This is a genomic window from Streptomyces polyasparticus (assembly GCF_014493765.1).
GTDB lineage: Bacteria > Actinomycetota > Actinomycetes > Streptomycetales > Streptomycetaceae > Streptomyces > Streptomyces polyasparticus.
The window spans coordinates 1-13,746 of sequence record NZ_JACTVJ010000005.1; the positions used below are offsets into that span (position 1 = coordinate 1).

A 13,746-nucleotide genomic window follows, 5' to 3' on the forward strand; every position below is an offset into this window, starting at 1 on the left:
TGGTCAGGACACTGCCCAACCTGCCACCAACCCGCACCCTGGCAGCCCTACGACACCACCTAACAAAGTCCTACTAGGGCAGGCGCGCCGCGAAGGTCTCGTAGGACCGCTCGTCGAACAGCACGAACCGGACCCCCTCCACACCCGTCCTCGCCGCCTGCACCGTCTCGTAGGCGATCCGCGCCCCGTCGTCCATCGGCCAGCCGTAGATCCCGGTCGAGATCGCGGGGAAGGCCACGCTCCGTGCGCCCAACTCGTCGGCCACGGCCAGGGATTCGCGGTAGCAGGAGGCGAGCAGTCCGGAGCGGTCCTCGGTCGCGCTCCACACCGGTCCGACCGTGTGGATCACCCAGCGGGCGTCGAGGCGGCCGGCCGTGGTCGCGACCGCCCGGCCGGTGGGCAGACCCTTGCCGTAGTGGGAGGCGCGCAGGGCGCGGCAGGCTTCGAGGATCTCCGGGCCGCCCTTGCGGTGGATCGCGCCGTCCACTCCCCCGCCGCCGAGCAGCGAGGAGTTGGCGGCGTTGACGATCGCGTCGACGGACTGCGCGGTGATGTCGCCCTGGACGAGGGTGAGGTTCGCCATGCGGTCATCGTACGAAGGTCGCATGCGGTCCCGTCCGACGGGCGTCATGCGCTGACCGTACGAAGATCGTCAGGGTCGCCGCGCAAAGGTCGTCAGGCGGTCACTGCACGGAGGTCGTCAGGCGGTCACTGCACGGAGGTCGTCAGGCGGTCACCGTACGGAGATCGTCAAGCGGTCACCGTACGCAGGCGGCGCCAGACCGCCTTCGCCGCGTTGTGGCCCGACATTCCGTGGACGCCCGGGCCCGGCGGGGTGGCCGAGGAGCAGAGGAACACCGCGGGGTGCTTCGTCGCATACGGGAAGAGGGAGAGCTTGGGGCGCAGGAGCAGCTGGAGGCCCGAGGCGGCGCCGCAGGCGATGTCACCGCCGACATAGTTCGCGTTGTGCGAGGCGAGCTCGGGCGGGCCCATCGTGGCGCGGGCGAGGATGCGGTCCCTGAACCCCGGTGCGAAACGCTCGACTTGGCGCTCGATGGCCTCGGTGAGGTCGCCGTCCCAGCCGTTGGGCACATGGCCGTACGCCCAGAAGACATGCTTGCCCTCGGGGGCGCGTGACGGGTCGGCGAGGGTGGGCTGGACCGTGATCAGGAAAGGGTTCTCCGGGGCCTGATCGGTGCGGGACGCGGCGTGCAGCGCGGTGGCGATGTCGCGGCTGCCCGGGCCGATCTGCACGGTGCCCGCGCGCCGCGGCTCCTCGGCGGTCCAGGGCACGGGCCCGTCGAGCGCATAGTCGACCTTGAACACGCTCGCGCCGTAACGGTAGTTGGCATACGAGTTGCCCAGGCCGGCGATACGGGCGAGGGCGGTCGGCGAGGTGTCGAAGACGTACGCGCGGGCGGGCGGCAGATCATCGAGGCGCTTGACCTCGTAGTCGGTGTGCACGGCGCCGCCGAGGTCCTTCAGATACGCGGCGAGGGCGTCGGAGATGGACTGCGAGCCGCCCTTGGCGACGGGCCAGCCACGGGCGTGCGCGGCCAGGGCGAAGACCAGTCCGACGGCGGTGGTCGCGAGGCCGCCGAGCGGCGCGATGACATGGGCCACGAGCCCCGCGAACAGGGCCTTCGCCTTGTCGTCGTGGAAGCGCCGGCCGAGCGTCCAGCTGGACGGGGGCAGCCCCACGAAGCCGAAACGGGCGAGCGTGACGGGGTCGCGGGGCAGGGTGCTGAGCGGCAGCGACATGAAGTCCCTGGCCAGGGTGTCCCAGCGGGCGAGGAACGGCTCGACGAGCCTGCGGTACGCGCCCGCGTCCCGTGCGCCGAACGACGAGGCGGTCTCCGCCACCGAGCGGGACAGCACGGCCGCGGTGCCGTCGGGGAACGGGTGCGCCATGGGCAGCGGGGCGTGCAGCCACTCCAGGCCGTACCGGCCGAGCGGCATGTCGTTGAAGGCGGGCGAGTTGACGCCGAGCGGATGCGCGGCCGAGCACGGGTCGTGCCGGAAACCCGGCAGGGTCAGCTCCTCGGTGCGGGCGCCGCCGCCGATCGTGTCCTTGGCCTCGAACACGGCCACCGAGAACCCACGGCGGGCCAGCTCGACCGCAGCGGTCAGTCCGTTGGGTCCCGCTCCCACGACGACGGCATCGAGCATCGACGGCACCTTCGGACTCCTTTGTCAGCCGATGGCCACTGGGCCTCAGGATATGCCTGGGCTCTGACAGTCCGGCCGGGGGTAGGGTCCCTGGATGCCGAATTCCTCCTACGTCTGTCTGCGCGGCGTACATACGCGCGGTCTCGCCGAGTACTGGTACGAGACCGGGGCGGCGGGTGGCGAGGTCCTGCGGCAGGTGACGTTCGCGCCGTCCGGTGCGGTGGTCTGCGCCTGGTCGCGGGACGTGGCACAGGAGCTGCGGAGGGGTTACGGGGCCTTCGGCGTCGAGTTGTACGAGGCCGTGTACGGCGCTCCGGACGAGCCGGACACCGCGTCGCGCACGGAAGAGGTGACAGTCGACGAGTTCGAGGACACGTGGCGGCGCGGGCTCATCGGACGGCACTTCACGCCGTACGACACGGGGCCCGTGCCCGAGGGTGCCGTGCTCGCGGGGACGGTGCGGGCACTGCCTTGGGGTGCGGGCAGGACGGGCCTCCTGGTGGACCTCGGACTGCCGGTCGAGGGGTTCGTGGACGTGCTGTCCCTGCCCCGGGAGCCTGCACTGTGGCCGTCCGTCGGCACGGCCGGCCGGTTCGAGGTGACCACCCTGCGGGTCGATTTCGAACGGGGCGCGGGAGCCCAGATCAGGCTCCGCCCGGTCGAGGACTGATCACTCGCGGCCGGTCAGGATGCCGCCCCCACAGCTGTTCAGGCCTCCGCCCTCAACAACCCGATCACCCGCTCCACCGTCGCCGCGTCGCGGCCCGCCGTGAACGGGAGTGCGTTGCCACCCTCGATACGGAAGGGCTCGCCCGCCACCGTCAGGTGTCCGCCGCCCGTCTCGGTGACGAGGAGGAGGCCCGCCGCGTGGTCCCAGGCGTTCTCCCAGGAGAACGCCACCGCGTCCAACTCACCCTTGGCGATGGCCAGATACTCCAGGCCGGCCGAACCGCACGGCCGCGGGGCGACCCCTTCGGTGCGCAGCCCGAGCAGTGCCCGCTTCTGGTCGTCCGTGGTGAAGTCCGGGTGGGACGTGGCGACTTCGAGCGGCGCGCCGGTCTCTGCGGGTGCCTGGGTGAGGGGGCGGCCGTCGAGGACCACGCCCTGGCCCCGTACCGCCACCGCCATCTCGTCGCGGGCCGCCGCGAACGTCCAGGACGCGAGCACCTCGCCGCGGCGGGCGAGCGCGACCAGGGTGCAGAAGCCGGAGTCGCCGTGGACGAACTGGCGGGTGCCGTCGACGGGGTCGACGATCCACACCGGGGCGTCCCCGTGCAGTGCCTCCAGGATGGACGGGTCGGCGTGCACCGCCTCCTCGCCGACCACGACCGAGCCGGGCAGGAGCTCGGTCAGGGAGGCCGTGAGGTGTTCCTCGGCGAGGCGGTCGGCGACCGTCACCAGGTCGTGCGGACCGTTCTTCTCGACGACCTCGTAGTCGGCGAGCTGACGGAAGCGTGGCATGATCTCCGCGGCCGCGGCCTTGCGTACGGCCTCCTCCACCTCGTGGAGACGGGTGTCGAGGAAGCCGGCGATACGGATGTCGAGAAGGTCTTCGTTGCCTGTCTTGTCTTCGATCATGTGTCCATCCCACCACGCCCCACTGACAGTCCCCACCCGGAGGGTGACCTCCGGGTGGATTCCCGGTGAACCCTGAGTGCGGCGGGGTCCCAGGACCTGCCGGACCCTGGACTCAGCGCCCCGGGACCCCGTCCTCAGCGCCCTACCGCGTACCCCTGCATCCCCCGCGGATTCGCCCCGGCCGAAAGCACTCCGGTCTCCGGGTCCCTGGCCACCGCGCTCAGCCGCCCCTCCGACCAGGGAGCACCGACCGTGACCTGGTGTCCGCGGCGCCGCAGCTCGGCGACGACCTCCTCGCCCACCCGGGACTCGACCGTGAGCTGGCCGGGCAGCATGCCGCGCGGGTAGAAGGACGACGGGACGTGGTCGGTGTGCCAGTTAGGGGCGTCGATCGCGCCCTGGAGGTCGAGGCCGCCGCGTACGGCAGGTCCCTCCGCCACCTGCAGGAAGAACGGCAGCTGCCACTGGTCCTGCTGGTCGCCGCCCGGCGTCCCGAAGGCCATCACGGGCACCCCTCCGCGCAGCGCGAGCGAGGGCGTGAGCGTGGTGCGCGGGCGGCGGCCGGGGGTGAGGGAGTTGGGCAGGCCCGGCTCCAGCCAGGTCATCTGCAGACGGGTGCCGAGCGGGAAGCCCAGCTCGGGAACGACCGGGTTGGACTGCAGCCAGCCGCCGCTGGGGGTGGCGGCGACGATGTTGCCCCAACGGTCGACGACATCGACATGGCAGGTGTCGCCGCGGGTCTCCCCGTACTCGCCGACGATGGGATCGCCGTACTCGCTGACCGTGGGCTCACCGGCACCGGACGCGAGCCCCAGGGCGTCGAAGGCGGTACGGCCCTCGACGTCCTGCGCCGGCGAGGCCAGGCGCGGGGTGCGCCCCGGAGGGCTGCCGGGCCGCAGTTCGTGCGAGGCGCTGTCGCCGATGAGCTTGCGGCGCGCTTCGTTGTACGGATCGGAGAGCAGGGCTTGCAGGGGTACGTCGTCGCCCGCGTCCCCGTACCAGGCCTCGCGGTCCGCCATCGCCAGCTTGCAGCCCTCGACGAGCAGATGGATGTAATCGCCCGAGCCGCGCGCCGGGAGTTCGCCGGGCAGCAGCGCCAACTGCTGGAGCAGGGCGGGGCCTTGGCTCCAGGGGCCGGCCTTGCAGAGGGTCCAGCCGTTGCGGTCGTACGTCGCCGGAGCTTCGTAAGCGGCACGGAAAGAGACGAGGTCGTCGCCGGTGAGGGTGCCGGTGTGGCGCTCGCCGCTGGTGTCGTACGTCGGCCGTGCGCTCTGCCGCAGCAGCGCCTCCGCGATGAAACCCTCCCGCCATATCCTGCGCGCGGCGTCGATCCGCGCCTCGCGCGTGGACCCCGTGGCCTCGGCGAGCAGCCGGCGCCAGGTCGCGGCGAGCGTGCGGTTCACAAGCAGCGCGCCGGGGCGTACGACCGGCAGATACACCTCGGCGGACGTGGTCCACTCGGTCTCGAACAGCTGCCGGACGGTGGCGATCGTCTCGCCGATCTTCTCGACCGGCGGATGCCCGGACTCGGCATATCCGATCGCGTACTTGAGGATCTCGTCGAGCGGCTTGGTGCCGTGGTCGCGCAGGAGCACCATCCATGCGTCGAACGCCCCTGGCACGGCGGCCGCGAGCGGTCCCGTGCCGGGCACCAGGTCGAGGCCGAGCGCGCGGTAGTGCTCCACGCTCGCGCCCGCGGGGGCCGGACCCTGGCCGCACAGCACGCGGACCTCGCCGCCCGCGGGCGCGAGGATGATCGGCACTTCGCCGGCGGGACCGTTGAGATGCGGCTCGACCACATGCAGCACGAACCCGGCGGCCACGGCCGCGTCGAACGCGTTGCCCCCGTCCTCCAGGACGGCCATCGCCGACTGCGAGGCCAGCCAGTGGGTGGAGGACACCATGCCGAAGGTGCCTTGGAGGGTGGGGCGGGTGGTGAACATCTGGCCTCTCACTTCTCGCGTCGGGCTGAACTCGTCCGGCTGATCTCGTCCGGCAGGCTATCGAGCACGGCCGTGAGAGCGACCGGCCGGGAGAGAAGCCGCCCGGGATCGACGCCGTCCGCGTACGGCGCCCGCCGCGGTCGGACGCGGGGGCGACGCAGGGCGAGCGGGGGCGACGCAGGGCGAGCGGGGGCGACGCGGGAGGACGGCCGGCGCGACCGGCCGTCCTTCCGCTCCGGTCAGATCGTGTCCCGGTCCCGGTCCCGATCCCGGCCGCGCAGCAGCATCAGGCCCACGTACAGCACCATCGAGGTCGCCAGGCCCACCGCCCAGCCGTAGTCGGCAAGGGACGACAGGGCCGGGATGGGCCGGCCGTCGATCAGCGGGTCGAAGCTCGCACCGCCGACGGCGAGCACACCGCCGGCCACGAAGGCGACGACGGCCCGCCAGTTCCAGCCGCGGTCGTACCAGTAGCGCCCGCCGGCGCGGTACAGGTCGAGCAGGTCGAGCTTGCCGCGGCGCAGGATCCAGTAGTCGGCGATGAGGATGCCGGCCACCGTGCCGAGCAGACCGCCGACCAGGCCGAGCCAGGTGAAGATGTACCCCTGCGGGTCGGAGTACAGCTTCCACGGGAAGATCAGCACACCGAGGACGCAGGTGGCGAGCGCACCGGCACGGAAACTGATCTTCCGGGGCGCGATGTTGGAGAAGTCGAAGGCCGGGGAGACCAGGTTGGCCGCGATGTTCACCGACAGCGTCGCCACAAGGACGGTCACCAGCGCGAACAGCAGTCCCACCACGCTGTCCGTCTTGGCGGCCAGCTTCACCGGATCCCAGATCGGCTCGCCGTACACCGCCTGCGAGCCGGAGGTGACCATCACCGACATGAAGGCGAACAGCGTCATGGTGGTCGGCAGGCCGAGACCCTGGCCCCACATCTGCGCCTTCTGGCTCCTGCCGTACCGGGTGAAGTCCGGGATGTTCAGCGACAGGGTGGACCAGAAGCCGATCATGCCCATCAGGGAGGGCCAGAACAGCTTCCAGAAGTCGCCGCCCCAGCCCAGCTTGGAGGGCTGGTCGAGCAGCGGGCCGAAGCCGCCGGCCTTGTCGGCCATCCACCACAGCATCACGAACGCGCCGATGAGCACGAAGGGCGCCGCCCAGTTCTCGAAGCGGCGGATCGTCTCCATGCCCCGATAGATGATCGCGACCTGGATCGCCCAGAAGATCGCGAACGACAGCCACATGGTCCAGGCGTAGCCGCCGATCTTCCCGGCGTCGCTCCAGCCCTCGCCGATGAGCTTTCCGGCCAGGAAGAAGATCGCCTCGCCGCCGATCCAGGTCTGGATGCCGAACCACCCGCACGCCACCAACGCCCGTACGACCGCGGGCAGGTTGGCGCCGCGGATACCGAAGGAGGCGCGGGCGAACACCGGGAACGGGATGCCGTACTTGGGGCCCGCATGCCCGGTGAGCAGCATCGGCACAAGGACGATCACATTGGCCAGGGCGATGGTGAGCACCGCCTGCTTCCAGTCCATGCCCACGGCGATCAGACCGGAGGCCAGGGTCCAGGAGGCGGTGTTGTGGGCCATGCCGACCCAGAGTGCGGAGAAGTTGTACGTGGTCCAGGTGCGCTTCTCGACGGGAACCGGCAGCAGGTCGTCGTTGGCGTACGGGCCGGTGGGCGCCGGGGAGCCCGGGGCGATCTCCACCCGGCCGTCGGCCGACGTGGGTTGGGAGGACGGCGGTGGGGCGGCGGGAACGGTTTCGGTCATGGGCAGGCCAATCAGGGAGGTCGGGACGGGAAAGGCCGTGCGGGTGGCGCCGAGGGGGGCGCGGTGTGCGCCCGGACCCCCTTCCCGGGACGGCGGGAAGGGGGAGAACAAGGGGGAACTCGGGTGCGGGAGAAGGCGGTCAGGTGTCTCAGGCGTTTACCGCGCTTACGGCGCTTACGCCGTTCACGGCCGGGATCACCTGCGAGCCGTACGCGTCGATCACGGTCTCCTGGGCGTCGTGCATGTCGTACACCGCGAACTGGTCGACGCCCAGCTCGCGCAGCGCGTTCAGCTTCTCGATGTGCTGCTCCACCGGCCCGATGAGGCAGAACCGGTCGACGATCTCGTCGGGCACGAACGCGGTGTCGGGGTTGTCGGCGCGTCCGTGATGGGAGTAGTCGTAGCCCTCGCGCGCCTTGATGTAGTCGGTGAGTTCCGCGGGTACGGCCGCGGAGTGCGCGCCGTACTTGGACACCAGGTCGGCGACGTGGTTGCCGACCATGCCGCCGAACCAGCGGCACTGCTCGCGCGCATGGGCGAGCGCCTCGGGCGAGTCGTCCTCGGTGACATAGGCGGGGGCGGCCACGCAGATCTTCACCTCGGACGGGTCGCGTCCGGCGGCGACGGCGGCTTCCTTGACCGCCTTGACCATGTACTCGGTGAGGTACAGGTCGGCGAGCTGGAGGATGAACCCGTCGGCCTCCTCGCCGGTCATCTTCAGGGCCTTGGGCCCGTACGCGGCCATCCAGACCGGGAGTCGGGCGTCCTCCTTGGCCCACGGGAACTTGACGACCGAACCGCCGAGGTCGGCCTCCTTCCCCGAGGCGAGCGCCCTGATGACCTTCATGGCCTCGCTGATCCGGGCCAGGGTGTTCGGGGCGCGGCCCGCGACGCGCATCGCGGAGTCGCCGCGTCCGATGCCGCACACGGTGCGGTTGCCGTACATGTCGTTGAGGGTCGCGAACGTGGAGGCGGTGACCTCCCAGGTGCGGGTGCCGGGGTTGGTGACCATCGGGCCAACGGTCAGCCGCTCCGTCTGGGCCAGGATCTGGCTGTAGATCACGAACGGCTCCTGCCAGAGCACGGCGGAGTCGAAGGTCCAGCCGTACGTGAAGCCGTTGCGCTCGGCGCGCTGCATCAGGCTGATGACCTTCGAGGCCGGCGGGTCGGTCTGCAGGACGAGTCCGAAGTCCATGTACGCCACTCCTAGTTGAGGTACTGACAGGTGGAGCGCGGGGTGTAGACGCCGTGTCCTGCGCGTCCGGTGTACTCCCGCTCGTGGATGACGACCTCGCCCCGCGACAGGACGGTCTCGACCCGGCCGGTGGTGCGCTTGCCCTCGTACGCCGAGTAGTCGACGTTCATGTGGTGCGTTGCGGCTGACATGACCTGCTGGGCGTCCGGGTCGTAGATCACGATGTCGGCGTCGGCGCCGGGCGCGATGGTGCCCTTCTTCGGGTACATGCCGAACATCCGGGCCGGCGTGGCACAGGCGATCTCGATCCAGCGGCGGCGGGAGATGTGCCCGTCGACGACGGCCTGGTGGAGCAGGTCCATCCGGTTCTCCACGCCCGGCAGACCGTTGGGGATCTTCGAGAAGTCGCCCCGGCCGAGCTCTTTCTGTCCCACGAAGCAGAAAGGGCAGTGGTCGGTGGAGACGACTTGGAGGTCGTTTGTCCGCAGGCCCTGCCACAGCTTGGCCTGGTGCTCCTTGGGGCGCAGCGGCGTCGAGCACACGTACTTCGAGCCCTCGAAATCGGGCTCGGCGAGGTTGTCCGTGGACAGGAACAGGTACTGCGGGCAGGTCTCGCCAAAGACGTTCAGTCCCTCGTCACGCGCGCGGGCCAGCTCGGCAACCGCCTCCATCGCGGAGACGTGCACGACGTACAGCGGGGCCCCGGCGACCTGGGCGAGCTTGACGGCACGGTGGGTGGCCTCGGCTTCGAGCAGCGACTTGCGTACCTCGCCGTGGTAGCGCGGGTCGGTCTCCCCGCGGGCGAGCGCCTGCTCGACCAGGACATCGATCGCGATGCCGTTCTCGGCGTGCATCATGATCAGCCCGCCGTTGTCAGCGGAGCGCTGCATGGCGCGCAGAATCTGGCCGTCGTCGGAGTAGAAGACGCCCGGATACGCCATGAACTGCTTGAAGGAGGTGACGCCCTCGTCCACGAGGAGGTCCATCTCCTTGAGCGTCTCCTGGTGCACGTCGGAGACGATCATGTGGAAGGCGTAGTCGACCGCGCAGTTGCCCTCGGCCTTGGCGTGCCAGGCGTCGAGTCCCTCGCGCAGGCTGTGTCCCACGCTCTGCACGGCGAAGTCGACGATCGTCGTGGTGCCGCCCCAGGCCGCCGCCCGGGTGCCGGTCTCGAAGGTGTCGGCGGCAAAGGTGCCGCCGAACGGCAGCTCCATGTGGGTGTGGGCGTCGACGCCGCCCGGGATCACGTACTTCCCGGTGGCGTCGATCTCCCGCTCGGCCGTCCAGGCCTGCGCGGCCGGCGTACCGGAGGCGGCGAGGGCGGCGACCCGGCCGTCCTCGATCAGGATGTCGGCGTGGATCTCGTCGGACGCGGTGATGACGAGACCACCGCGGATGACGGTACGGCTGCTCATGCTCCCTCTCCCTCCTGCCGTTTCACGGTGCGGTGATCGGGGCGTACGCGTCGGGACGGCGGTCGCGGAAGAACTGCCAGCGGTCGCGGATCTCGCGCAGCTTGCCCATGTCCAGGTCGCGCACGACCAGTTCGGGCTCCTTGTCGGAGGCGACCTCGCCCACGAACTGCGCCTCCGGGTCGACGAAGTACGTCGTCCCGTAGAAGTCGTTGTCGCCGAGCTCCTCGACGCCGACCCGGTTGATCGCGCCGACGAAGTACTCGTTGGCGACGGCCGCCGCGGGCTGCTCCAGCTGCCACAGGTAAGAGGACAGACCGCGCGAGGTGGCCGACGGGTTGAAGACGATCTCGGCGCCCGCGAGGCCCAGCGCCCGCCAGCCCTCGGGGAAGTGGCGGTCGTAGCAGATGTAGACGCCGATCTTGCCGACCTTGGTGTCGAACACGGGCCAGCCGGCGTTGCCGGGGCGGAAGTAGAACTTCTCCCAGAATCCCGGCACTTGGGGGATGTGGTGCTTGCGGTACTTGCCCAGGTACGAGCCGTCCGCGTCGATCACGGCGGCCGTGTTGTAGAGGACGCCCGGCTGCTCCTCCTCGTACATCGGCAGCACGAGCACGATGCCGTGTTCCTTCGCGAGTACCTGGAAGCGCCGGACGATCGCCCCTTCGGGGATCGACTCCGCGTACTCGTAGAACGCCTTGTCCTGCACCTGGCAGAAATACGGCCCGTAGAAAAGCTCCTGGAAGCACAGCACTTGAGCACCCTGTGCCGCGGCATCGCGCACCGCCTGCTCATGTACCTGGATCATCGACTCCTTGTCGCCCGTCCACGCGGTCTGGAACAGGGCGGCACGAATCACTCGGCTCATCGGGACCTCCGGTCGCTCGGTGTGCGACAAACCTAGGAAGTCCGAAAGTCGTCTTTGAGTTGCACGGTGTCACGTCTGCGGGCCCCTGGCGTGCCACGGTGTCACTCTGCCGTGGCCCCGTGTTTCACGGCCGTTTTCCCAGGTCGCCGTATGTTTCAGCCCTGTTGCGCGTCATGCGCGAGGAGCGCGATGTGCACCGAGGCGGCCTGCTCGAAGTCGTCGAGGTCCACGCCGAGCCGCGTCTGGATCGCTTCGAGGCGGCGGTACAGCGCGGGCCGGGAGACGTGGTGGAGCTGTGCGGTACGGGACTTGTTGCGGCCGGAGGCGAGATACGTCCGCAGCACGGCCAGCAAAGCCGCCTCTTCGCCGTCCCGTTCGCACAGCAGCCCGTCCAGCTCCCGCTCCGCGAACGACTGCACCCGCGGATCGTCGCGCAACAGCCGGATCAGGCCCCGCAGATGAACGTCCTTGAGGCGTACGACGGCCGGAAGGTCCAGCGCCGCCGAGGAATCGGCCACGGCATCCGCCACATGCTGTGCCTCGCGCAGTCCCGCGGGCACGTCGTCCCAGACGGTCCGCGGGCCGGCCGCGGCGACCACGGTCTCCCCCGACCCCGGCTCGGTGCGCAGCCGCGCCGCGAAGTGCTCCGTCAGCGCCTCTGCGTCCTGGTCACGGGGCAGGCTGAGGAGTACGGCGGTGGCGTCGCCGGCGAGTTCGGCGACGAGCCCGGACAGACCGAGGAGGCGGAGCAGCCGGTCCAGTTGGGCCGGGGTCCCGTCCCGTACGACGAGCGGGACGAACGTCCGCCGGTTGACCGGGAGCCCGGCGGCCCGCGCCCGCGGCAGCAGCTGCCGTGCCGGTACCACCTCGCTCACCAGGTCGGTGAGCAGGCCCTGCGCCGACTCCTCCTCCCAGGAATGCGCGGCGTTGCCGAGCATGCGGTGCAGCACGAGGGCCTCGGCGGCACGGTCGGCGAGCAGCCTGCCCACGCCGGTGTCCCCGCGGTACCCGCAGAGCATGATCTGCCCCCACCGTTCACCTCGCCCGCCGAGCTCGGCCCGGATCCAGCCGTCTCCCTCGCTGCCGCCCGCCTGCCGGGCGATGCGCTCCCAGTCGCGCAGCACGTCGTCCACCGCGGGCCGCTCCCCCGCCGTGGCGAGAACGCGATGCGCGAGGTTGGTGACGACGACCGGGCAGGCGCTGTGCTGGGCCACCTCGTCGAGCAGCCGCTGCAGCGGGGCGCCCGCGGTGATGAGGCCGGTGAGCGCGGTCCGTACGGCCTCGGAGAGACTGACGGCGGCGAACTTCCGCCGCACGAGCCGGGACTGGACCTCCTCCGTCAACTCCGCGAAGGGAAAGGGCCGGTGCAGCACGATCATCGGCAGTCCGCACCGCTCGGCCGCCCGGCGCATCACGTCCGGCGGCGCCGGGAAGGCGCGGCCGAGTCCGAGGACCACCGCCGCGGCCTCCGCGCGGTGCAGGGAGCGGATGTACTCGGCCTGCTTGTCCTCGTCCCCGGCGAGCAGCACACCCGTCGTCAGGACCATCTCGCCGCCGCTGAGCATCACGCCCACGTCGGCGGCCTCGGCGACATGCACCCAGCGCACCGGCCGGTCGAGCCGGCTCGCGCCGGCTATCACCTCGGGCTCTCCGGCGAGCACGCGCTCAAGAGCGAGGACCTGGCGGACCGACAGGGCCGGTCCCAGGGGCTCGAAGACGGTCGTCATGGCGGCGTTCCCTTGTTCGGGCCAGGTGCTCCTGTGCGCTCCTCGCACCGTGCACGAGGAGCGCGGCGCCCTGCTCGGCCTCCTCGACGGTCAGGTGCCGCGGCGGGGCAGCGTGCCCGGCCGGCCACCTTCCGATCCACCACCGGCCGACCACCTTCCGATCCACCACCGGCCGACCACCTTCCGATCCACCTCCGGCCGACCCGCCCGGGCTCAACTTACCCCGGCCTCGTCCGCCGGTCCCGCCCTACGACCGCGTAGGGTCCGGGGGCATGGTCAACTCCCCTCCCCCGTCCCATGTGCTGGCCGCTTTCGGTGCCGAAGGGCAGGTCGTGCTGCTCGCGGGCGGGCAAGGGGTCACCTGGCGGGCGGGCCGGTTCGTGCTCAAGCCGACGGACGGGGCCCAGGAGACCGCGTGGCGGGCCGAAGTCCTCGACGCGCTGCCGGAGTCGGAGGAGTTCACGGTGGCCCGGCCGGTGCGCGCCAGCGACGGAACCTGGACGGTGACCGGCTGGGAAGCCTGGCATCTCGTGGCCGGTGACACCGATCCGCACCGTACGCAAGACATCGTGCGTGCCGGAGAGGCCTTCCACGCGGCGGTCGCCTCGCTCGGCCTCGGACGCCCGGGGTTCCTGGACGCGAAGGACGACGCGTGGACGCGGGCAGACCGGCTGTCGTGGGATCTGGGCCAAGAGGCCGATGCGAAAGGCGAGTTCGGGATGCTCGCACCGCTCATGGCCGCGCGCGAGCCGCTGACGACGGGCGACGAACAGCCCGTGCACGGCGATCTCCTGGGCAATGTGCTGTTCGCGGACGGGCTGCCGCCCGCGGTGATCGACTGGCCGGTGTACTGGCGACCGCCGATGTGGGCGTCGGCGGTCGCCGTCGTGGACGCGCTGCTCTGGTACGAGGGCGATCCAGGGCTCCTCGGCCCCTGGACCGGGGACCCGCACCGCTACCAGCTGCTGCTGCGCGCCCTGATCTACCGCATCGCGACGACGCGGGCGGTGGGGCGGGCGCCCGATCCGACGTACGGGCCGGTGGCAAAGCTGGTGCTGGACAGCAAGTAGCCCCGC

General features: G+C 70.9%; 11 protein-coding genes. 2 read left to right on the top strand and 9 right to left on the bottom strand.

Annotated features, from left to right (window positions below; translation table 11 throughout):
* Positions 1–73: 73 nt before the first annotated feature.
* Both H9Y04_RS08505 and H9Y04_RS08510 read right to left on the bottom strand, forming a co-directional pair.
* A complete protein-coding gene (locus H9Y04_RS08505; RefSeq protein ID WP_187813120.1) occupies positions 74–583 on the bottom strand; it encodes an O-acetyl-ADP-ribose deacetylase in 510 nt (169 codons plus the stop codon).
* A 167-nt stretch (positions 584–750) separates the two neighbouring features.
* On the bottom strand, positions 751–2,169 hold the full coding sequence (locus H9Y04_RS08510) for a phytoene desaturase family protein (protein WP_187813121.1): 1,419 nt from the start codon (positions 2,167–2,169) through the stop codon (positions 751–753).
* A gap of 94 nt (positions 2,170–2,263) precedes the next feature.
* Here H9Y04_RS08510 and H9Y04_RS08515 point away from each other — a divergent pair, with 94 nt between their 5' ends.
* Positions 2,264–2,839 (top strand): hypothetical protein, encoded by a 576-nt coding sequence (locus H9Y04_RS08515; RefSeq protein WP_187813122.1) that lies wholly within the window; start codon positions 2,264–2,266, stop codon positions 2,837–2,839.
* Positions 2,840–2,877: 38 nt separating this feature from the next.
* On the opposite strand, the gene H9Y04_RS08520 is transcribed toward H9Y04_RS08515, so the two are convergent.
* The 7 genes from H9Y04_RS08520 to H9Y04_RS08550 all read right to left on the bottom strand — a co-directional run bounded on the left by H9Y04_RS08520 (position 2,878) and on the right by H9Y04_RS08550 (position 12,670).
* On the bottom strand, positions 2,878–3,747 hold the full coding sequence (locus tag H9Y04_RS08520; RefSeq protein WP_187813123.1) for an inositol monophosphatase family protein: 870 nt from the start codon (positions 3,745–3,747) through the stop codon (positions 2,878–2,880).
* 134 nt (positions 3,748–3,881) lie between these two features.
* On the bottom strand, positions 3,882–5,690 hold the full coding sequence (locus H9Y04_RS08525; protein WP_187813124.1) for a gamma-glutamyltransferase family protein: 1,809 nt from the start codon (positions 5,688–5,690) through the stop codon (positions 3,882–3,884).
* A 239-nt stretch (positions 5,691–5,929) separates the two neighbouring features.
* The gene (locus H9Y04_RS08530) at positions 5,930–7,468 is read right to left on the bottom strand and encodes an NCS1 family nucleobase:cation symporter-1 (RefSeq protein WP_187813125.1); all 1,539 of its coding nucleotides are present in this window, start codon (positions 7,466–7,468) and stop codon (positions 5,930–5,932) included.
* A gap of 148 nt (positions 7,469–7,616) precedes the next feature.
* The gene (locus H9Y04_RS08535) at positions 7,617–8,663 is read right to left on the bottom strand and encodes a TIGR03842 family LLM class F420-dependent oxidoreductase (RefSeq protein ID WP_187813126.1); all 1,047 of its coding nucleotides are present in this window, start codon (positions 8,661–8,663) and stop codon (positions 7,617–7,619) included.
* An 11-nt stretch (positions 8,664–8,674) separates the two neighbouring features.
* Positions 8,675–10,078, bottom strand: coding sequence for a dihydropyrimidinase (hydA, locus tag H9Y04_RS08540; RefSeq protein WP_187813127.1), 1,404 nt, complete (start codon positions 10,076–10,078; stop codon positions 8,675–8,677).
* 22 nt (positions 10,079–10,100) lie between these two features.
* Positions 10,101–10,943 (bottom strand): nitrilase-related carbon-nitrogen hydrolase, encoded by an 843-nt coding sequence (locus tag H9Y04_RS08545; RefSeq protein WP_187813128.1) that lies wholly within the window; start codon positions 10,941–10,943, stop codon positions 10,101–10,103.
* A 155-nt stretch (positions 10,944–11,098) separates the two neighbouring features.
* Positions 11,099–12,670 (bottom strand): PucR family transcriptional regulator, encoded by a 1,572-nt coding sequence (locus H9Y04_RS08550; RefSeq protein ID WP_187813129.1) that lies wholly within the window; start codon positions 12,668–12,670, stop codon positions 11,099–11,101.
* Positions 12,671–12,942: 272 nt separating this feature from the next.
* Here H9Y04_RS08550 and H9Y04_RS08555 point away from each other — a divergent pair, with 272 nt between their 5' ends.
* Positions 12,943–13,740: a TIGR02569 family protein gene (locus H9Y04_RS08555; protein ID WP_187813130.1), complete on the top strand. Its 798-nt coding sequence runs from the start codon at positions 12,943–12,945 to the stop codon at positions 13,738–13,740.
* The last annotated feature ends 6 nt before the right edge of the window (positions 13,741–13,746 follow it).